20 protein-coding genes are annotated in these 20172 nt (G+C 72.5%); 8 read left to right on the forward strand and 12 right to left on the reverse strand.

Translation table 11 applies throughout. The features are described 5' to 3' along the window. Positions 1-47: 47 nt before the first annotated feature. The 8 genes from iolD to DMB38_RS14120 form a co-directional block, all read right to left on the reverse strand. The gene (gene iolD, locus DMB38_RS14085) at positions 48-1931 is read right to left on the reverse strand and encodes a 3D-(3,5/4)-trihydroxycyclohexane-1,2-dione acylhydrolase (decyclizing) (RefSeq protein ID WP_125939023.1); all 1884 of its coding nucleotides are present in this window, start codon (positions 1929-1931) and stop codon (positions 48-50) included. A 23-nt stretch (positions 1932-1954) separates the two neighbouring features. After that, complete coding sequence (iolB, locus tag DMB38_RS14090; protein WP_125935481.1) at positions 1955-2851, reverse strand: 5-deoxy-glucuronate isomerase; 897 nt, start codon at positions 2849-2851, stop codon at positions 1955-1957. Beyond that, positions 2848-3735 (reverse strand): aldolase, encoded by an 888-nt coding sequence (locus DMB38_RS14095; protein ID WP_125935482.1) that lies wholly within the window; start codon positions 3733-3735, stop codon positions 2848-2850. Before DMB38_RS14095 ends, iolB begins: the two co-directional genes overlap by 4 nt. Before the next feature lie 187 nt (positions 3736-3922). Then, entirely contained in the window at positions 3923-4906 is a 984-nt protein-coding gene (iolC, locus tag DMB38_RS14100; protein WP_276314958.1) for a 5-dehydro-2-deoxygluconokinase, read from the reverse strand. Positions 4907-4923: 17 nt separating this feature from the next. Continuing rightward, positions 4924-5748, reverse strand: a complete 825-nt coding sequence (locus DMB38_RS14105) for a carbohydrate ABC transporter permease (RefSeq protein WP_125935483.1) — start codon at positions 5746-5748, stop codon at positions 4924-4926. Further along, a complete protein-coding gene (locus DMB38_RS14110) occupies positions 5745-6647 on the reverse strand; it encodes a sugar ABC transporter permease (RefSeq protein WP_125935484.1) in 903 nt (300 codons plus the stop codon). Before DMB38_RS14110 ends, DMB38_RS14105 begins: the two co-directional genes overlap by 4 nt. Further along, entirely contained in the window at positions 6647-8029 is a 1383-nt protein-coding gene (locus DMB38_RS14115) for an extracellular solute-binding protein (RefSeq protein WP_125939025.1), read from the reverse strand. Before DMB38_RS14115 ends, DMB38_RS14110 begins: the two co-directional genes overlap by 1 nt. 63 nt (positions 8030-8092) lie before the next feature. Next, entirely contained in the window at positions 8093-9193 is a 1101-nt protein-coding gene (locus DMB38_RS14120; RefSeq protein ID WP_125935485.1) for a carbohydrate kinase family protein, read from the reverse strand. A 118-nt stretch (positions 9194-9311) separates the two neighbouring features. Here DMB38_RS14120 and DMB38_RS14125 point away from each other — a divergent pair, with 118 nt between their 5' ends. From DMB38_RS14125 to DMB38_RS14135, 3 genes are all read left to right on the forward strand, one after another. Further along, a complete protein-coding gene (locus DMB38_RS14125) occupies positions 9312-10070 on the forward strand; it encodes a DeoR/GlpR family DNA-binding transcription regulator (protein ID WP_125935486.1) in 759 nt (252 codons plus the stop codon). Continuing rightward, positions 10067-11398 carry a 6-phospho-beta-glucosidase gene (locus DMB38_RS14130; protein WP_206337692.1) on the forward strand — a complete coding sequence of 444 codons (1332 nt, stop codon included), beginning with the start codon at positions 10067-10069 and terminating at the stop codon, positions 11396-11398. The genes DMB38_RS14125 and DMB38_RS14130 overlap by 4 nt, the downstream gene beginning before the upstream one ends. A 215-nt stretch (positions 11399-11613) precedes the next feature. After that, on the forward strand, positions 11614-12204 hold the full coding sequence (locus DMB38_RS14135) for a Uma2 family endonuclease (RefSeq protein ID WP_125939027.1): 591 nt from the start codon (positions 11614-11616) through the stop codon (positions 12202-12204). Here DMB38_RS14135 and DMB38_RS14140 read toward each other — a convergent pair. Continuing rightward, entirely contained in the window at positions 12198-12857 is a 660-nt protein-coding gene (locus DMB38_RS14140; protein ID WP_125935487.1) for a TetR/AcrR family transcriptional regulator, read from the reverse strand. The genes DMB38_RS14135 and DMB38_RS14140 overlap by 7 nt on opposite strands. Before the next feature lie 95 nt (positions 12858-12952). On the opposite strand from DMB38_RS14140, the gene DMB38_RS14145 reads away from it, so the two are divergent. The 3 genes from DMB38_RS14145 to DMB38_RS14160 all read left to right on the forward strand — a co-directional run bounded on the left by DMB38_RS14145 (position 12953) and on the right by DMB38_RS14160 (position 16570). Next, positions 12953-13597, forward strand: a complete 645-nt coding sequence (locus DMB38_RS14145; protein WP_125935488.1) for an NAD(P)H-dependent oxidoreductase — start codon at positions 12953-12955, stop codon at positions 13595-13597. 286 nt (positions 13598-13883) lie between these two features. Further along, the gene (locus DMB38_RS14155) at positions 13884-14972 is read left to right on the forward strand and encodes an amidohydrolase family protein (protein WP_125935489.1); all 1089 of its coding nucleotides are present in this window, start codon (positions 13884-13886) and stop codon (positions 14970-14972) included. 116 nt (positions 14973-15088) lie between these two features. Next, entirely contained in the window at positions 15089-16570 is a 1482-nt protein-coding gene (locus DMB38_RS14160; protein ID WP_125935490.1) for a selenium-binding protein SBP56-related protein, read from the forward strand. Here the strand turns inward: DMB38_RS14160 and DMB38_RS14165 are convergent. After that, the gene (locus DMB38_RS14165) at positions 16561-16992 is read right to left on the reverse strand and encodes a hypothetical protein (protein ID WP_240662216.1); all 432 of its coding nucleotides are present in this window, start codon (positions 16990-16992) and stop codon (positions 16561-16563) included. The two genes, DMB38_RS14160 and DMB38_RS14165, sit on opposite strands and share 10 nt — an antisense overlap. Before the next feature lie 165 nt (positions 16993-17157). On the opposite strand from DMB38_RS14165, the gene DMB38_RS14170 reads away from it, so the two are divergent. Then, complete coding sequence (locus tag DMB38_RS14170; RefSeq protein WP_125935491.1) at positions 17158-17769, forward strand: TetR/AcrR family transcriptional regulator; 612 nt, start codon at positions 17158-17160, stop codon at positions 17767-17769. 210 nt (positions 17770-17979) lie between these two features. On the opposite strand, the gene DMB38_RS14175 is transcribed toward DMB38_RS14170, so the two are convergent. Together DMB38_RS14175 and DMB38_RS14180 are read right to left on the reverse strand one after the other, a co-directional pair. Continuing rightward, positions 17980-19206, reverse strand: coding sequence for an MFS transporter (locus DMB38_RS14175; protein WP_240662218.1), 1227 nt, complete (start codon positions 19204-19206; stop codon positions 17980-17982). After that, the gene (locus DMB38_RS14180; protein WP_125935492.1) at positions 19203-19547 is read right to left on the reverse strand and encodes a VOC family protein; all 345 of its coding nucleotides are present in this window, start codon (positions 19545-19547) and stop codon (positions 19203-19205) included. The genes DMB38_RS14175 and DMB38_RS14180 overlap by 4 nt, the downstream gene beginning before the upstream one ends. A gap of 51 nt (positions 19548-19598) precedes the next feature. On the opposite strand from DMB38_RS14180, the gene DMB38_RS14185 reads away from it, so the two are divergent. Next, the gene (locus tag DMB38_RS14185; protein ID WP_125935493.1) at positions 19599-20045 is read left to right on the forward strand and encodes a MarR family transcriptional regulator; all 447 of its coding nucleotides are present in this window, start codon (positions 19599-19601) and stop codon (positions 20043-20045) included. Positions 20046-20172 lie beyond the last annotated feature (127 nt).

Here is a 20172-nt window from a genome sequence, read left to right on the forward strand (position 1 = left end):
GAGGGTCTCGCTTAACTTGCCGGGGAAGTACGGGGGTTGCTGAGCTGTCAGAGGTACGGGCGTTGGGCGCGCTTGCCGTCGCGGTACTCCTCGTACGCCTTGCGCGTGGACTCCAGCTCGGAGACCTCGCTGACCGGCACGTCCCACCACGCCGAACTCGGCGGGTTGGGCCCGGTCAGGTCGGTGACGACGTGCACCACCGTGGTGCGCTCCGCCTCCTTGGCCCGGACGAAGGCGTCCCGGAACTCCGCCACCGTCGTCGCCCGCAGCACGTCCGCGCCGAGGCTCGCCGCGTTCGCCGCCAGGTCCACCGGCAGCGGCCCGCCGTCCAGCTCGCCGGTGTCGGGGTTGCGTCCCGCGTACCGGGTGCCGAAGCGCTGCGAGCCGAGCGACTCCGACAGCGCGCCGATGGACGCGAAGCCGCCGTTGTCGACGAGGACGACGATCAGCTTCAGCCCCTCGGCGACCGCCGTGACGATCTCCTGGGAGAGCATCAGGTACGAGCCGTCGCCGACGAGGACGACGACCTCGCGCTCGGGGGCGGCGAGCTTCACGCCGAGTCCCGCGGCGATTTCGTAGCCCATGGTGGAGTAGGCGTATTCGACGTGGTACGCCTTCGGGTCCCGGGCCCGCCAGAGGGCCTGGAGGTCGCCGGGCATGGAGCCGGCGGCGTTGATGACGACGTCGCCGTCGCCGGCCAGGTCGTTGACGGCGCCGAGGATCTCCGTCTGCGCGGGCGGCGGGCCGTGGCCGCGCTCGGGGTGGTAGACGGCGTCGGTGGTGCGCCGCCAGGCGTCGGCGAGTTCGCGTACGCGCGCCCGGTGGGCGTCGTCCACCTGCCAGTCGGCGAGTGCGGCGTCGAGCGCTTCGAGGCCCGCGCGGGCGTCCGCGACCAGCGGCTCGGCGGCGTGCTTGACGGCGTCGAGGCGGGCGACGTTGAGGTTGACGAACGCCACGTCGGGGCGGGCGAAGACGGTGCGGCTCGCGGTGGTGAAGTCGCTGTAGCGGGTGCCGACGCTGAGGACCACGTCGGCCTCGGCGGCCAGCGCGTTGGCGGCGGCGGTGCCGGTGGAGCCGAGCGCGCCGACGGCGCAGGGGTGGTCCCAGGGCACGGCGCCCTTGCCGGCGTGGGTGTCGGCGACGGGGATGCCGGTGCGGAGCGCGAAGGCCCGCAGTTCCTCCCACGCCTCGGAGTACACCGCGCCGCCGCCGGCGACGAGCAGCGGCCGGCGGGCGCCGCGGAGCAGCGCGACGGCGCGGGCCAGCGCGGCGGGTTCGGGTGCGGGGCGGGGCACGTGCCAGACGCGGCGGCGCAGGAACGCCACGGGCCAGTCGTACGCCTCGGCCTGCACGTCCTGCGGCAGCGCGAGGGTGACGGCGCCGGTCTCGGCGGGGTCGGTGAGCACCCGCATCGCGGCGAGCGCGGCGGGGATGAGCTGCTCGGGCCGGTCGACGCGGTCGAAGTAGGCGGAGACGGGGCGGAGCGCGTCGTTGACGGTCACGTCGCCGTTGCGGGGGTCCTCGAGTTGCTGGAGCACCGGGTCGGCGGCGCGGGTGGCGAAGACGTCGCCGGGGAGGAGGAGGACCGGCAGGCGGTTGGTGGTGGCGAGGGCGGCGCCGGTGACCATGTTGGTGGCGCCGGGGCCGATGGAGGAGGTGCAGGCGTAGGTCTGGAGGCGGCCCGCCATCTTGGCGTAGGCGGTGGCCGAGTGGACCATGGCCTGCTCGTTGCGCGCCAGGTGGTACGGGAGGTCCGCTTCTCCGGTACGGGCGGCCTGGAGCAGCGCCTGGCCGACGCCGGCGACGTTGCCGTGGCCGAAGATGCCCCACATGCCGGGGATGAGCCGGCGTTCGACGCCGTCGCGTTCGCTGTACTGGCCGGCCAGGAAGCGCACCAGCGCCTGGGCGGTGGTGAGCCTGACGGTCTCCATGTGTTCCGTGGTCGTCGCGTCGCTCATCGCGTCCCTCCTCCGAACGGCAGCCTCGGGTCGGTGTCCTGGTCGTCCCAGGTGCTGCGGATCCAGCCGTGTGCCGGGTCGTCGCAGATGAGCCAGGCCCGTTCGGCGCCGGGGCCGGCCATGACGTTCAGGTAGTAGAGGTCGTAGCCGGGGACGGCCATGGAGGGCCCGTGCCAGCCGTGCGGGATGAGCACGGTGTCGCCGCTGCGTACCTCGGCGAGCACGTCCAGCGGGCGGTCCGCGGTGCCGTAGACGCGCTGGTAGGCCATGCCGGGGCCGCCGTCGGGGCCTTCGGCGACCTCGAAGTAGTAGATCTCCTCCAGCTCGCTCTCCTCGCCGGGGCGCGCCTCGTCGTGCTTGTGCGGCGGGTAGGAGGACCAGTTGCCGCCGGGGGTGAGGACCTCGCAGACGAGGAGCCGGTCGGCGTCGAAGGTCTGGGGGAGGCAGTAGTTGTGGACCTGGCGGCTGCAGGTGCCGGCGCCGCGGAGTTCGACGGGTACGCCGGCGGCCGGCCCGTAGCGTACGGGCAGGCGCCGTTCGCAGCGGGCGGAAGGCAGCGCGAAGCGGCCGCCGCCGGGGCTGCTGATGCGGACCTCGGTGTCGCGGGGGACGTAGGCGAAGTCGGTGGGGTCGCCGAAGACGCCGGGGCGGCCGGTGAGGTCGAGGCGCGTGCCGTCGGCCTCGACGGTGCAGCCGCCGGCCAGGGGGAGGACGAGGTGCTCGGCGTCGCCGGTGGCGAGGGTGTGGCTCTGGCCGGGGGCGAGTTCGAGGATGCGCAGGCCGGAGTAGCCCCAGCCGGCGGTCGCGGGGGTGATGTCGGTGCGGTACGGGCCGGAGGCGGCGGCGCCGCCGGGGACGTACAGCCTGTCGTCGGTCTCGTCGGTGTGGGTCACAGCAGGCTCACCGCCCGGTCGACGGCCCCGCTGACGTCGCCGTCGGCGGGGTAGAGCAGCGAGCGGCCCACGACGAGCCCCTGCACGCCGGGCAGCCGCAGCGCGCCGCGCCAGGCGTCGAAGACGGCGCGCTGGCCTTCGGCGCCGCCGGTGTCGCCGCCGAGGAGGAGCACGGGCAGGGTGGTGGCGGCGACGACGCGCTCCATGTCGGGGACGACGGGCAGCTTGAGCCAGGTGTAGGCGCTGCGCCGGCCGAGTCCCGAGGCGATGGAGACGGAGGTGACGACGGCGTCGGGGGAGAGATCGTTGCGTACGCGGCCGTCCTGCCAGCGGGAGAGGAAGGGCTCGACCATGGCGATGAGCCGCCGGTCGGCGAGGGCGTCGACGGCGCGGGCGCTGGATTCGAGGGTGGCCGCGGTGGCGGGGTCGTCGAGGGCGATGCGGGTGAGCATCTTGCCGCCGTCGAAGCCCATGGCGGCGATGGTCTCCGCGTCGTAGCCGGTGAAGCGGTCGTCTATCTCGAAGGAGGAGCCGGCGAGACCGCCGCGGTTCATGGAGCCGAAGACGGACTTGCCGTCGAGGACGCCGAGGAGGAGGAGGTCTTCGAGGATGTCGGCGGTGGCGAGGACGCCGGTGACGCCGGGGCGTTCGAGGGCGAGGCAGAGCCGTTCGAGGAGGAGCCCGCGGTCGGCCATGGCGTGGGCGTCGCCGCCGACGGCGTTGGCGCCGCGGGCCGGGTGGTCGGCGGCGATGATCATGGCCCGGCCCGGGTCGCCGTCGCCGAGGGGCGAGGCCGCGGGGCGGCGGGCCGCCGCCGCGGCGGCGATGGCCTCGGGGTGGTGGACGCGGGTGGCGGTGAGGTCGCCGGTCTTGTCAACGGTCATGCCTGGGTCTCCGGGGAGTGGGCGCGTACGCGGGTGGGTGCGGTCGTGGCTGCGGTGCGGACTTCGATCGTCGCACTGCTCGACCGCGTACGCCGCGTGCGCTGCGTGCGCGTGCTGTCACTGGGGCGGCCTGCCCTGGGGCGGGTGCGTAAGGGAGGCGCGGGGCGTGGGGGGCGTGGGGGTGGGGTCACGCCCGCATCTCCGCCGCGCGCAGCCTGGCCTCCACCTGTGCCGCCGTGGGCATCGCGTCGGAGCACGCGAGCTCGCCCGCCACGTGGGCTCCGGCGGCGTTGGCGAAGGCGATGGTGCGGTCCAGTTGCCAGCCTTCCAGCATGCCGTGGATGAGGGCGCCGCCGAAGGCGTCGCCTGCGCCCAGGCCGTTGACGACCTCGACGGGCACGGGGGGTACTTCCGCTTCCGCGCCGTCGCGGTGGACGGCGAGGACGCCGCGGGGGCCCTGTTTGACGACGGCGAGTTCGACGCCTGTCGCCAGCAGGGCCCGCGCGGCGGCGCGCGGTTCCCGCTCCCCCGTCGCGACCGCGCACTCCTCCAGGTTGCCGACGGCGACCGTGGCGTGGGCCAGCGCCTGCCGGTACAGCCCGCGGGCGGGTCCGTCGGCGGACGCGCCCGCGCCCTCGGGCCAGAACATGGGGCGCCAGTCGAGGTCGAAGACGGTGTGTGCCGTCCGGCCCCGGGCTTCGAGCGCCGCGAGCGTCGCGGTCCTGGAGGGTTCTTCGCTCAGTCCGGTGCCGGTCATCCAGAAGACACGGGCGGCCCGTACGGCGTCCATGTCCAGCTCGTCCACCGCGAGGTCCAGGTCCGGTGCCTTGGGGTAGCGGTAGAAGTAGAGCGGGAAGTCGTCCGGCGGGAAGATCTCGCAGAACGTGACGGGTGTGGGCAGTGCCGGTGAGGTGCCGACGAAGTCGGTGCCGACCCCGTATCCGCGCAGCGCGTCGCGGATGAAGGTGCCGAAGGGGTCGGCGCCCGTCTTCGTGATCACCGCCGCGCCGTGCCCGTAGCGGGCGGCGGCGACGGCGACGTTGGTGGCGCTCCCGCCGAGGTATTTGCCGAAGGTGCTGACCTCCGCGAGGCCGACGCCGGTCTGGAGTGGATAGATGTCCACTCCGACGCGCCCCATGGTCACCACGTCGTACGGCTTCGGCTTCGGCACTGCCACTCCCAACTCTCTTACTCCTTCACTGCTCCGGTGAGCATTCCCTCGATGAACCGCCGCTGCAGCGCTATGTAGACGACCACGACGGGCAGTGCGATGAGCACGGCCGCGGCGGCGAGCAGCGAGGTGTCGGAGGTCTGCTGTCCCTGGAAGAAGGCCAGTCCCAGCGGTACGGTGCGCAGTCCTTCTTCACTGATCATGACCAGCGCCATGAGGAACTCGTTCCAGGTCCACATGAAGGTGATGACGATCATGGTGGTGATCGCCGGCCGCCCCATGGGGACGAGGATCCGCCACAGCGTCGTGAAGCTGTTCGCGCCGTCGACGCGGGCCGCTTCCATGACGGATTGTGCGCTGTTGCGGAAGTAGGTCCGCATCCAGAACACGCCGAACGCGAGCGACTGCGCGGTCTGCGGCAGGATCAGCGCCCAGTACGTGTCGGTGATCTCGTAGTGCCGCAGGTCGAAGTAGAGCGGTACGACCAGCGCTTCCTGCGGCAGCGTGAGGCCGATGACGAACACGTAGAAGAGGACGTTGGAGCCGGGGAAGCGCATCACCCCGAAGGCGTACGCGGCCAGGATCGACAGGACGGTCGCGACGGTGACCACGACCACCGCCACCAGGATCGAGTTCCCGAGGTACTTGCCGAAGTTGCCCTGGCTCCAGGCGTCGGAGAAGTTGCTCCAGCTCAGGCCGCCTTCGGGCAGCGAGAAGCCGGTGTTGAGCGAGCCCTTCTCGCCGAACGCGGTCGACAGGATGCCGATGACGGGCGTCAGGGAGATGACGGCGAAGATCGACAGGATGCCGTACGTGAAGGTGCGTTCGATCTTGGTGCTCATGAGCGCCGCCCTTCGACGAGCCGGGAGACCGTGACGGTCAGGGTGAAGATCAGCACGGTGAGCGCGACGCCCACGGCGGCGGCGGAACCGACCTGGTTCAGCTCGAAGGCGCGGTGGTAGACCTCGTACGCCGGTACGGAGGTGGCCTCGCCGGGCCCGCCGCTCGTCATGACGTAGATGAGGTCGAAGTTGCGCAGTCCGGCGACGATCGTCAGGGTCAGCGCGACGGCTATCTCGGCGCGCAGCGCCGGCAGCGTGACGGCGAAGAACTCGCGGAACGCGCCCGCGCCGTCCAGCCGCGCGGCCTCGTACAGCTCCTTGGGGATGCGCTGGGCACCCGCGAGGAAGAGGACGAGACAGAGACCGGTCATGACCCAGGTGCCGACGATGCCGACGGCGGGCAGCGCCCAGTCGTAGTCGCCGAGCCAGGGCCGGGCCAGGGAGTCCAGGCCCACGGCGCGCAGGACGTCGTTGAGGAGCCCGTCGGGCGCGAGGATGGACTGCCACGCGACGCCGACGACGACCATCGCCAGCACCTGCGGCAGGAACAGCACGGTGCGGAAGAACGTCATGCCGCGTATGCGTATGCGCGACATGGCGGCCGCGAGCAGCAGGCCGATGCAGACGGGGAGCGCGGAGTAGAAGATCAGCAGCACGAGCGCGTGCCCGAAGGGGGCGCGCAGGGACGGGTCGGTGAATATGTCGGAGTAATTGGAGAACCCGGCGGAGGTGGCCCGGGTGAGGCCGTCCCAGTGCAGGAACGACAGCCAGACGGACTGCCCGAAGGGGACGAGCAGGAAGAGCGCGTAGATGACGAGCGCGGGCAGGACGTACAGGTATCCGACCGCGCGTGGTTCGCCCGGCGCGCGGCGGCCGTAGCCGGCGGTGAGGGACTTCATCACGACCCCGCAGGCTCGGAGCCGGCGCCGTCGCCGCGCTGCTTCTCCATGAACGGCCCGTAGTCGTCCTGGAGCTTCTTCGCGAAGCCGTCGGGCGACGTCTTGCCGGCGATGAGGTCCTGCAGTCCCGCGGAGACGGTGTCGTAGAACGTCGGCGTCGAGTAGTCCAGGTACGGGACGAGAGCGTCGTCGGCGTTGAGCCGCTTCCAGGCGGCGATCATCTGGCCGTCGGGGCTGTCGGGGTCGACTTCGTCGGCCGCCTTGCCGGGTACGGCCGGCAGGACGCCGTTCTCCGTCATCACGTCCGCGGCGTGCTCGTCGGTGATGAAGTCGAGGTACGCGGCGGCGACGTCGGGGTGCGCGGACTTGGACGTGACGGACCACGACAGGCCCTGGCCGCCGGTGGTGGTCGGGTTGCCGCCCTCGCTGGCGGGCGGCGGCGCCATGACGCCGAGGTTGTCGCCCATGGGCTTCTTCAGGTCGGCCTGCAGCCAGGTGCCGGCGATCAGGTAGCCGCCCTCGCCGTCGGCGAACTGCTTGTAGGAGTCGTCGTAGCCGCGGCCGTTGGCGTCCTTGGGCAGGTAGCCCTTGTCGATCCAGTCGGCGAGTTCGGCGGCGGCGTCCTTCGTGTACGCGTTGTCGAAGCCGTCGCCGCGGCCGAGGACGGTGTCGCGCGCCTCGGCGGCGCCGTGCTGGTCCTGGAGCACGCCGAAGTTGTGGATGGCCGGCCACTGGTCGAGGTTGCCGAACTGGATGGGCAGTTCGCCCTCGTCCTTGAGGGTGGCGAGGCTGTCCGTGAACTCCTTCCAGGTCTTCGGCGGCTCGATGCCCGCGTCGGCCAGCTTCTCCTTGTTGTAGTAGACGCCGATGAACTCGCCGGTCTGGGAGATGCCGTAGAGCCTGCCGGTGCCGAACTGCTTGCCGTCGGCGGAGACCCGGTTGAGGTTCAGCAGGGTGTTGGGATAGCGCGTGTTCCAGTCGTAGACGCCCGCGTAGTTGTCGAGCGGCATGAGGAGCCCGGCCTGCACGAAGGCGACCATGTCGGGGTAGCCCTGGTTGGCCTGGACGATGTCGGGCGGCTTGTTGCCCGACAGGGCGAGCTTCAGCGTCGTCTTGAGGTCGTCGAAGCTCCGGGAGACCCGCTTGATCTTGACGTTCGGGTACTTCTCCTGGAACTCCTTGTTGAGCTGCTCGAGCTCGGCGTTGGTGCCGCCGCGGACCTCCTGGTCCCATACGGTCAGCGTCACGTTCCCCGCCTTGGACGGGTCCGGTACGCCGCCCGCGCCGCCGGCGCCCCCGCCATCGACGGCGCCGGAGCCGTCGGTGCCGGGCACGCAGCCGGCGGCTATCACGGCAAGTCCCGCGGCGAGCGCGGCGGGCACGAGTGCCTTGGTCCGCCTTCTACCGCCGCCCTTGTTGCGCAATCCCATCAGAACTCCTTCGTTCTACTCGTCCCGGAAGCCGATGGTCGGGATGGCCCGCCGGCGCGGCCGCTGCCGCACCAGGGCCGGGACCAGGCCGTCCAGGAAGTCGTACCGCCGGGCCACCTCGGCGGCGTCCGCGTCGCCCGCCTTCGCACGGGCGGCGGCCTCGATCCACCACGCGGCCACCTCCGTCCAGTCGGGCGCGGAGAGCGAGCCGCCGAAGTGCTGCACGGACAGCGCGGCGGTGAGGTTGGCGAAGGCGAGCCGGTCGGCGAGCGGCCAGCCCGCCAGTGTTCCGGTCATGAAGCCGGCGACGAACACGTCGCCGGCGCCGGTGGGGTCGAGGGCGTCCACGAGGAGGCCGGGGACGTCGGCGGTCTCGCCGGTGACGCCGTCGACGGCGACGGCGCCGTCGGGGCCCTTGGTCACCACGGCGATCGGCACCAGCTCGGCGAGCGCGCGTACCGCCTGCTCCGGGGATTCGGTGCGGGTGTACTGCATCGCCTCGGCGGCGTTGGGCAGGAAGGCGTGGCTGTAGCGGAGCCCGGTCAGCGCGCCCAGGTCCCAGCGGCCGGTCTCGTCCCAGCCGACGTCGGAGAAGACGCGGGAGCCCTGCTCGTGCGCCTGCCGCACCCACTCCTCGTCCCGGCCCGCCTCCAGCGACGCCACGACGGAGCGGGCGCGCGGGAGCGTGGCGCAGACGGGGGGCGGCGCGGGGTGCTCGTGCGTCACCATGGTGCGCTCGCCCTCGTACGCCATGGAGACCGTGACCGGCGAGTGCCAGCCGGCCAGCCGCCGCGACGGGCTGAGGTCGACGCCTTCGCTCTCGGAGAGGCTCTCCCAGCAGTAGTCGCCGTAGAGGTCGGTGCCGAAGCTCGCGCTGAGCGTGGTGCGCAGCCCGAGGCGGGCGAGCGCGGTGGCCATGTTCGCGATGCCGCCCGGGCTCGAGCCCATGCCGCGGGCCCAGTTCTCGCTGCCGCGCACGGGCGCGCCTTCGAGTCCGGTGAAGACGATGTCCATGAACACGGTGCCGGTGAGGAGAACGTCGTGCTCAGGATCGCCGGGAGCGCGTGTGCCCGCCAGCGGGTCGATCGCTGTGCGGACCGCCGAGGGTGTGCTCAACGGCGTGTCCTTCCTGCTCGTGGTTCACATTGAGCGACACCTTGCACCGCCGCGACGGAATTTGCAAGAGGTCACTCACACTCGCGCAAACTCGCTCACGTGGAGTACATTGCGGTCCATGCTGCGAGAGACGCGCCACGAGAAGCTGCTCAGCATCCTCGGCGACGAGGGCGTGCTGCCCGTACGGGACATCGCCAAGCGGCTCGGCGTCAGCGAGGCCACGGCCCGCCGCGACCTCACCGAACTGGGTCGCGCCGGCCGCCTCACCCGGGTCTACGGCGGCGCCGTAGCGGCCCGCGCGGACGACGAGAGACCCTTCGCCGAGGTCGCGGACGACGACCCCGGCGGCCGGGAGGCGGTCGCCGCCCGCGCCGCCGAGCTGATCGAGGACGGCGACGTGGTGCTGCTCGACATCGGCACCACCACGCTGGCCCTGGCCCAGCGGCTGCGCGGCCGCCCTGTGACGATCGTCACCAGCAATCTCGCGGTCTACGAGGAACTCCGCGACGACCACGCGGTCACCCTGATCCTGCTCGGCGGCGAGGTCCGGCGGAACTACCGCTCGGTCGTCGGCGTACTCACCGAGTCCAACCTCCGTGAGCTCTACGTCGGCCGCCTCTTCCTCGGCGCCAGCGGGATCCTCCCCGACGGCAGCGTGCTGGACAGCACCCACGTCGAGGTCCCGGTCAAGCGCGCCATGATCAAGGCGTCCCGGCAGGTGGTGCTGCTCGCCAGCGCGGGCAAGTTCCCCGGCGACTCGGGGCTCGTCCGCATCTGCGGCCCCGAGGACGTGCACATGCTCATCACGAACACGTCATCGGACCCGGTGACCCTCGCCGCCTTCGGCGAGGCCGGTGTGGAGGTAATCACGGTATGAGGCTGACAGTGCTGGGCGGCGGCGGGTTCCGCGTGCCGCTGGTGTTCCGGGCCCTGCTCGAAGACAGCGGTGACGAGTCGGGGCGGTGCACCGAGTTCGTCCTGTACGACACGGAGCCGCGGCGCCTGGAAGCCATCGCCGCCGTCCTCGCGCAGCACGCGGCGGACGGGGAGGCCAGAGGCGCCCGGCCGCCGGCGGTCCGTACCACCACCGATCTCGACGACGCCCTGCGCGACACCGACTTCGTCTTCTCCGCCATCCGCGCCGGCGGCCTCGAGGGCCGCAGCCGCGACGAACGCGCCGCGCTCACCGAGGGGTTGCTCGGCCAGGAGACCGTCGGCGCCGGCGGCGTCCTGTACGGGCTGCGCTCCGTGCCCGCCGCCATGCACATCGCCGAGCGGGTCGCGGCCGTCGCCCCGAACGCCTGGGTCATCAACTTCACCAACCCCGCGGGCATGGTCACCGAGGCCATGCAGCGCCTCCTCGGCGACCGCGTCATCGGCATCTGCGACTCCCCCGTCGGCATGGCCCGCCGCGCCGCCCGCGCCCTCGGCGTCGACCCGGAGCGCACCGAACTCGACTACGTGGGCCTCAACCACCTCGGCTGGCTGCGCCGCATCCTCGTCGACGGCGAGGACCGCCTCCCGGCGCTGCTCGCCGACCCGGCCACGCTGGAGTCCTTCGAGGAGGGCAAGCTCTTCGGCGCCGAGTGGCTGCAGGCGCTGGGCTCGCTGCCCAACGAGTACCTGCACTACTACTACTTCAACCGCGAGGCCATCGCCGCCCTGCGCGACGCGCCCGCGACCCGCGGCGAGTTCCTGCGCGAGCAGCAGGCGGCGTTCTACGCCGCGGCGGCCGCCGACCCGGGCGAGGCGGCGGCGGTGTGGGAGCGCACGCGCAAGGAGCGCGAGGCGACGTACATGGCGGAGAGCCGGGAGAGCACCGGCGGCTGGCAGCGCGACACGTGCGACCTCGACGGCGGCGGCTACGACCGGGTCGCGCTGGCCCTGATGCGCGCCATCTCCCGCGACGAGCACGCCACCCTGATCCTCAACGTCCCCAACCGCACCACGATCCCGGGTCTGGACGCGGAGGCGGTCATCGAGGTCCCCTGCCGCGTGGACGCCCAGGGCGCCCACCCGATCCCGACGCGCCCGGCGGCGGCGGACCAGTTGGGCCTCATGCTGACGCTGAAGGACGTGGAGCGCGCCACGATCGCGGCGGCGGACACGAGCAGCCGCGCGAAGGCCCTCCGGGCGGTGGCCCTGCACCCCCTGGTCGACTCGGTGAACGCGGCCGACCGCATCCTGACGTCCCGCGGCATCTGACAGCCCCGCCGGCCTGAGGGGGCGGCCGGAGGGGGTAGCCGGGCACGGGGGCCCGAGGGGGGCGGCCCGGCACGGGGGCGCCGGTCGGCGGGACCGGCGCCCCCGTCGGCGTCAAGGCGGCGAAGGTAGGCCACTCGTTCGAGGGGCAAGATCGGCGTTCCCGATGGGGTGCGCTGGTCGTACGGGCGAGGATCCGGCACATGGGAGCACCCGCTATGAGCATGCCGCCGAAGAAGCCGGAGCACACGACCCCGGCATGGCCGATGCCGCCTTCCGGCGGCTATACGGCCGACGACCTGGACACGCTCCCCGACCTGCCTCCGCACACGGAGCTGATCGACGGGAGCCTCGTTTTCAGGACACCGCAGAGCATTTTCCATTCGGAGACCGTCGGGCTCTTGCAGAACGGCCTACGGCGTACAGTCCCGGACGACCTGGCGGTGCTGCGCGAGATGACGGTCGTGATCAGCGAGCAGCAGCGGCCCGAGCCCGACCTCGTCGTGGTCCGGAGGGACGCGGCGACGACACTTGCGCAGACCAGTTTCCAGGCCCAGGACGTGCTCCTCGCCGTCGAGGTCGTCTCGCCCGAATCCGTCGATCGCGACCGGGAGACCAAGCCGCTGAAGTACGCGAAGGCGGGCATTCAGCACTTCTGGCGGGTCGAGAGAAAGCGCGAGCAAGCAGTCGTGCACGTTTACCAGTTGGACGATGCCACCCGGAACTACATGCTCACGGGAATCCACACGGACCGGCTGAAGCTCTCGCTCCCGTACGAGATCGACATCGACCTCACCCTCAGCTACTGACCGGCCGCGCCGCTGCGGGTCGGTTCCGCCCAGGGGCGGCAGACCCGCGTGACCAGGACTTTCCAGCCCTCCGCCAGCGCCCCGAGGTGGCGCGTGGCCTCCCCTTCCTCCTGGGCGGGCGTCGCGACGTAGAGCAGCACCGGGCCCTCCAGGGCCCCGGTGAGTTGCAGGGTCAGGGCGTCGAGGTGGTCCGCGGCCACGCCTGACTGTTCCAGCAGCAGGCGGATGTGCATCTGCGTCAGCCCCGGCACCGCCACCGGTACGGGCCGGTTCCTGCCCAGCGCCGCGCGCGCCACCGCGTGGTGGTCGAGGAGGAACGTGATGCGCCCCTGCCCGTACGCGATCAGCCGGTCCACCGGATCGCCCCCCGGGCCCAGCGGCGGCGGGCCGGAGAGCACGCGCTGCTGGAAGCCGCGCTCCTCCTCGTCCAGGAGCGCGACGAAGATCCCCGCCCGCGTACGGAAGCGGCGGTAGACCGTCCCCTTCCCCACCCCGGCCCGCTCCGCGAGGCCGTCCATCGTCACGTTCTCGGCGCCCTCCTCGGCGATCATCCGGCGGGCCGTATCCAGCAGCAGCCTGCGGTTTCGTGCCGCGTCCGCGCGCTCCGCGCGGGGTCGCCCCAGGGGGATCAGGTCACCGTCCACGGTCGCCACCGTATCGTCAGGAATATAACCGGGGTAAAGTCCGCTTATGCTGGATCGCGAGTCCGGCGCAACACGCGCAACCCTGCATACGGAGACGAACCCCTATGAAGCTCTTCCGCATCGACGCCAGCATCCTCCCCGGCTCCTCCGCCTCGGCCGAGATAGCCGACACCGTCCAGGCCGAATGGGCCCGCACCCACCCCGGCACCCCCGTGGAGCGCCGCCACCTCGGCACCGCTCCGCTCCCCGCCGACGCCTGGGCACTGGCGACCACCGCCGGCTTCACCCCCGCCCCCGAGCGCACCCCCGCGCAGCTCCAGGCCATGGAGCTGGCCGCCGCGCTCGCCGCGGAGCTGGACCGCGCCGACGCCGTCCTGCTCGCCGTCCCGCTCTACAACTACGGCGTCTCCCAGCACTTCAAGGTCTGGGCCGACCTGGTCATCAACGCCGCCGGGCCCACCACCCCCGTACTCAAGGAGAAGCCCACCGTGCTGGTCACCAGCAAGGGCGGCGGCTACCAGCCGGGCGCGCCCCGGGCGGGCTGGGACCACTCGACCCCGTATCTGCGGCGGGTCCTGGTCGACCTGTGGCAGGCCGACCTCACCGTGATCGAGCGCGAGTTGACCCTGGCGGCCAGCACCCCCGGCATGGAGGCGCTGCGCGAGGAGGCCGCGCGGGAGCACGAGGAGGCGCTTCAGGCCGCGCGGGGCGCGGGGCGGGTCCTGGCGGACGCGGCGGCGCGGGTGTGAGGAGGGCGGCGGGGCGCGGGCGGGCCGGTTGCGGGTGCCGTACGTGACGCGCGGGACCGCGCTCCGTACGGCCCGCGCGCACCCCGCGCCCCCGCCGCCCGCGGCCCCGCGCGTACGTACGGCACGGCCCCGTACGTACGCCCCACCCGCACCGCGCGCACCGCGGTCGTAGCCCGTTTCGGTCATCCCCCGCGCCACGCGGCGGGGCGGGCTCCCGCTCGCCTCCCGGTGATCACACAATCCCTTCGTCGTCGCTCCACCCGCTCCACCGCCGAAGGGGATCCGCGTGCCGTACGTGAGTCGCAGGACCGCCGTCACCGCCACGACCTGGCTCGCCGCCGTCGTCGTCCTCGGGCCCACCGCCGGGTCCGCCGCCTCCGCGGCCGAGGAGGACTGCTTCGACCGCCGCACCCAGCCGTACACCTCGGTCGTCGACGGGCACCTGCACTTCCGGCCCTTCGGCGGCGAGGCCGTCCCGTTCCGCGAGGTGGTCGGCTACCTCAAGCGCACCGGGGTACGGCACGCCGGCGTCTTCGGCATCGGGCAGAAGCTGCCGGTGGACTCCCCCTGCACGTACTACCTGGACTGCCCCGGCACGCCCGTACTCCCCAGCATCAAGAACGACTTCGTCAACGCCGAGAACGTCGTCGAGCACAAGCAGGAGGACGTCGACCTGGCCCTGTCCATGACGTATCCGGACCTCGCCCACCCGGAGACCGTCATGGGCGGGATGCGGCAGCTCGACAGGGAGTTCCCGGGGATGTTCCAGTGGATGGGCGAGGTCAACCTCATCAAGCAGGCCCTGCTGCCCAACAAGCACGAGCCCGCGGACGAGGCGGACATCAGCGGCTGGGCGCCGTTCATGGCCGAGCTGCGCCGCCGCGACATGCCGATCACCATCCACTCCGACCTCGGCAACGACCAGGACCCGACGCGGTATCTGCACCTGATGGAGCGCGTGCTGCGGCTCTATCCGCACAACAAGATCGTCTGGGCGCACATGGGGCTCTCCAAGGAGCTGTCGGCCATGGACCCGGACGAGCACATCGCCCTCATGGCGCGGCTCCTGGAGCGCCACCCGAACCTCACGCTCGACCTGAGCTGGCGGGTGCTGGAGGACATGTACTTCGGCAAGCCGGGGGTGCGGGCGAAGTACGCGGCGCTCTTCGACGCGTATCCGGAGCAGGCGATCCCGGGGACGGACTTCGTCGCGTCGCGGGACAAGAGCTTCGGGGTCTACAAGGAGGAGCTGGAGGTGACCAGCCGGATCAACAAGGCGATGGGGGACGAGGCGTTCCGGCGGATCGCGCTCGGGCAGAACTACTTCGACCTGCTGGGGATGAAGGAGCGGGCGCCGGAGATCTGCGAGGCGTAGGGGCCGCCCGCCTGTTGCGGGCGTGTTGCGGGTGTGTGGCCGGGCCGTCCGGCCCCTTACGGGCCGCGCGGAGCCGCGGCTACGGTGCGCGTACCCCCGAGTACGCGGAGTGGCACATGACGACGGACCACGGCGGTCACGCACCCGCACAGGCCCACGCACACCACGAGGAGGACGGGGAGGGGGACCGGGGCCACCACCCCGGCGACCCCACGCTCTACCGCACCCCCGCCGACGCCGCCGCCGCGCCGCCGGAACGCCTGGCGTACGTCGTCGGCTTCGACCGCGGCGCCCGCCGCCCCGACGCGCTGTTCACCCTCGACACCGATCCGGCCTCCGCCGCGTACGGCACGGTCGTGGGCGTCACCGAACTGCCCACCCTCGGCGACGAACTGCACCACTTCGGCTGGAACGCCTGCTCCAGCGCCCTGGCCCACGCCGGCCACCACAGCCCCGAGCGCCGCTACCTCCTCGCCCCCGGCCTGCGCTCCTCCCGGCTGCACGTCTTCGACACCCACCCCGACCCGGCGCACCCCCGGCTGGTCAGGACCGTGGAGGCGGACGAACTCGCCGCCAAGGCCGGCTACTCCCGCCCGCACACCCTGCACTGCGGCCCCGACGGCGTGTTCCTCTCCTGCCTCGGCGGCGCGAACGGCGAGGACGGACCCGGCGGGGTGGCGCTGCTGGACCACGAGACGTTCGACGTGCTGCGCGCCTGGGAGACGGACCGGGGGCCGCAGCGGCTCGCGTACGACGTGTGGTGGCACCTGAACCACGACGTGGCGGTGACCAGCGAGTGGGGGACGCCGTCGATGGTGGAGGAGGGCGTCGACCCGGAGCTGCTGCTGGGCCGGAAGTACGGCCACGCGCTGCACTTCTGGGAGCTGGGCACGGGCCGGCACCTCCAGCGCGCCGACCTCGGCGACGAGCACCAGATGGTGCTGGAGCTGCGCCCGGCGCACGACCCGGAGGCAACCTGGGGCTTCGCCGGGGTGGTGGTGAGCGTGGCGGACCTGTCGGCGTCGGTGTGGCTGTGGCACCGCGAGCCGGGCGGCGGGGAGTTCACCGTACGCAAGGTCATCACGATCCCCGCCGAGTCCGCGGACCCGGCGGAACTGCCGCCCGCGCTGCGGCCGTTCGGCGCGGTGCCGCCGCTGGTGACGGACATCAACCTGTCGGTCGACGACCGCTGGCTGTACGTCTCGGCGTGGGGCACGGGCGAGTTGCTGCAGTACGACGTGAGCGACCCGTTCCACCCCCGCCGCACGGCCTCCGCCCGCCTCGGCGGCATCACCGCCCGGACGCCGCACCCCGCGGCGCCGGAGACACCGCTGACGGGCGGGCCGCAGATGGTCGAACTGAGCCGCGACGGACGGCGCGTGTACCTGACGAACTCCCTCTACGGCTCCTGGGACGACCAGTTCTACCCGGACGGCGTGGAGCCGTGGCTCGTCAAGCTGGACACCGACCCGGCGGCGGGCGGGCTCACGGTGGACCACCGGTTCTTCCCGCACGGGGCGGACTTCCGGGGCCGCCGCGTCCACCAGACGCATCTGCAGGGCGGGGACGCCTCGTCGGACTCGTACTGCTACCGCTGAGGTCGCTCCGGCGGCGGGCCCGACTCGATGTGGATGCCCTGGGCGGCGTGGAAGTCGCGCCCCTGGACGACGGGGCCGTTCCAGACCTGACCGCTGACGCTGTTGCTCACCGAGTCGGCGCCGTCGCCCGGCAGCGGCGGCAGTTCCTCGTGCCAGGCCCGCAGCGCGGCCCGGAACTCCCCGTCCAGCGCGGCCCGTACGGCCAGCGCCGTACTCAGCGCCTGCGCGCGCGCCTCGTCCGCCGGCTCCTCGGCGAGCCGCGTCAGCTCCGCCTCGGCGGAGCCGCCGCCGGCGTCGCCCCCGCCGTCGCGCCGGAACGGCATCCGCACCAGCCGCACCAGACCGGCCCAGGCATCCCGCCCGATCTCACCCCCGGCCCCACCGGCCAGCGCCACCAGCAGCCCCACAGAAACCGGATCCACCCGGACCACCCCATCTCCGGCTACGCCATGCCCCGCAAGAAGACTGACGCCCGACCGCCCCCGCCGGGTTCCCGGGGCCGCCCCGGCACTCCAGCCGTACGGAAGTCTTCGGAGTGAGGACTCACTCATTGACGGAGTGAGTCCTCACTCCGTACGCTCGGCGTCATGACCTCACCGAAGGAGAACCAGACCGCTCGCCGCCGTGCCCCCGCAATGTCGCCGGAGCAGCGCCGCGAAATGATCACCCAGACCGCCATCCCACTGATCACCGAGTACGGCGCCGCGGTGACGACCGCGAAGATCGCCCGCGCCGCGGGGATCGGCGAGGGCACGATCTTCCGGGTCTTCGCCGACAAGGAGGAGCTACTCCAGGCATGCATGGCCGAGGCGCTCTCCCCCGAGCACGCGGTCCGCGAACTCGACGCGATCGACCTCTCCCAACCGCTGCCCGACCGGCTCGCGGAGGCCGCCGAGGCGCTGGAGGCGCACATGTCCAGGATGGGCGCGATCGCCGGCTCGCTGGGGCACCGCGGCGGCAAACACCCCGGCACGGTGCGCGGCGCGGGCCGGCACGAGTCGACGATCCGTATCCGCGCGGCCCTCACGGAGTTGCTGGAGCCCGACAGGGCCGCCCTGCGCCGGCCGCCGGAGCAGATCGCGGCCCTCTTCTTCGGGCTGCTCTTCACCCAGCCGCGCACGGCGGACGAGACCGACCTGACCCCGCGGGAGCTGGTGGAGGTCTTCCTGTACGGGGCACTCTCGGACGACGCCAGGTGAGCGCCGGCGCCGCCCGGGGGTGCCCCCAGGCCCGGATGCCGCCGCACGCCGGACCGGGTCCAGGGCGTTTCCCCGGGCTCACACCATGGCCCGGCCCGGCCACCCGCTACGACGAAAGCGCCACCATCTTCATCCGGCCGGCAACGTGCTCCCAAGGAACCGGCCTCGACGGAACGGCGCGGGACCGGGCGGGAAAGCCCGTCGCCTCTGTCACCGGGCGTACTCGCGCTCGGGTACCTGCGGCGCCGTCGCCGCTCGGCCCGCTCTCCCCTCGGCGACGGTGACCGCCGTCGCGACCAGAGCCAGGGCGGCGGCGGGAAGGCCGAGCAGGGTGACCGACAGCCAGTCCTGGGCGAGGCCGCCGAAGCCACCGCTCACCGCGACGCCGATGTAGATCGCGGAGGAGTTCAGTCCGAGGAGGACCGGCGCCGAGGCGGGTGCGAGGGTCACCAGGCGGTGTTGCTGCACGACCGAGGCCATTCCGTCGCTCGCGCCCCAGACGACCGCCCAGACGGCCGCGACGACCAGGTGCTCGACCGCGAGGGGACTGATCGCGAGGAGCACGGTGCCGGCGGCGAGCGCGGCGGTCGCGACGCCGAGCATCGGACGCTTGTCCACGAGGTGGCCGGCGAAGAAGTTGCCGGCGAGAACGCCGACGCCCCAGGCGAAGAGAATCATGGTGAGCGCCCGGGAGAACGCTCCGGCCGTGATGTCGGCGGTCATCGCCCCGATATAGGTGTAGACGGTGTAGTGCCCGGCCATCACCAGCAGCGTCGCCGCCAGGATGGTGAGCACCTCGGGCCGGCGCAGCGGAGCCAGGCGGGCGGAGAGACCCGTGGCCGGGAGCATGAGCGAGGGCAGCGCGACGGAGACGCCGATCGCCGCCACGACGCCCAGGGCGGCCACCGCCCACAGCGTGAGGCGCCAGTCCACACTGCCGAGCAGGTTGCCCAGGGGCATGCCCAGGGCGGTGGACAGGGTCAGACCGCCGATGACCAACGCCATCGCGCGTCCCCGGCGTTCGGGCGGCGTGATCGCGACGGCCGCGCTCGACGCGGTGGCCGTGATGGTGGCCGCCCCCAGCGCGGTGACGATCCGGGCGAGGAGTGCCAGCAGGTAGGTCGGGCTGACCGCGGTCAGGACATTGCCGACGACGAAGGCGATCAGGGCCAGTTGCAGTGCCTTCCGGCGGTCCAGCGGACTCAGCAGCCAGCTCAGCACCGGCGCCGCGACGGCGAGCGTGAGCGCGAACACCGTCACCAACTGGCCCGCGGCCGGGATGCTCACGCCCAGGTCGCCGGCGATGGCGGGCAGGAGTCCCGCCAGCACGAACGCGTCGGTGCCGACCGCGAAGGTGGCCAACGCCAGAGGGAGCAGCGGTCGTACGTGCCGGCCGGACCGCCCCTCCCCCGGTTCGCCGGCGTCGTTCCGGCTCAAGCGCGGCCTCCCGCCTCTTGCGACAGGCTGAACTCCACGCCCTGGTCGTCGGTGCAGTGGGCGTACGCGCCGGACGGGATGGTGACCGGGTCCTCCGCCGTGCCGCCCAGCTCGCGCACCCGGGCCACGGCGGCCTCGATGTCGTCGACCGCGAAGTAGATCCGCGGGTGCCGTGACGCGTCGTCGTGCGGCGCCCCGCCCATCGGCTCTGGCCCCTGGATCATCGAGTAACCCGGAAAGTTGCCCTCGTGGAACGTCCAGCCGAACAGCGTGCCCCAGAACTGCCGGGTGGCCGCGATGTCGCTGCTGGGCAGCTCGAAGTAGGTGACCTGTCCGCTCATGCGTACTCCTATGTCAGCTTACTGACATCCAACGTATGTCAGACTGCTGACATGGAGCAACCAGAGACGGTCGGGGAGCTGGAACTCTCGGTCGGGTACGTCGTCAAGCAGGTGCACGCCGCCCTGCGCACCGCGATGGACGAGGCCCTGCGGCCCCTGGACCTGACCGTCCCGCAGTACGCGTGCCTCGAACTGCTCGGCAGGCATCCCGGCCTGTCCAACTCCGAGCTCGCCCGCCGCGCGTTCGTCACCCGGCAGTCGATGAACCTCGTCCTGCGTCGGCTACAGGAGCGCGATCTGCTCACCAGACCCGACCACGCGACCCACGGCCGCGCGCTGCTGGCGGAACTCACCCCGGCCGGGCAGACGGCACTGCACCAGGCCAGCGTCGCGGTCCGGGCCGTCGAGAAGCAGCTCTTCTCGCCCTTGCCGCAGGAGCGACAGCGCCGCGTACGCGAAGACCTCGCCGCCTGCCTGGCCCCGCCCGGCACCGACTAGGCGACCGGGCACGAGCGTCGCCGGGGCCCCGGACGTGCTCCGGCCGGACGAAGATGGCGGCGGGGTGGGGTTCCGGCGAGGTAGCTGGTGGCGGTTTCGTCGTAGCGGCCGGCCAGGCCGCGCGATT

It is taken from the genome of Streptomyces sp. WAC 06738, from assembly GCF_003945505.1.
GTDB lineage: Bacteria > Actinomycetota > Actinomycetes > Streptomycetales > Streptomycetaceae > Streptomyces.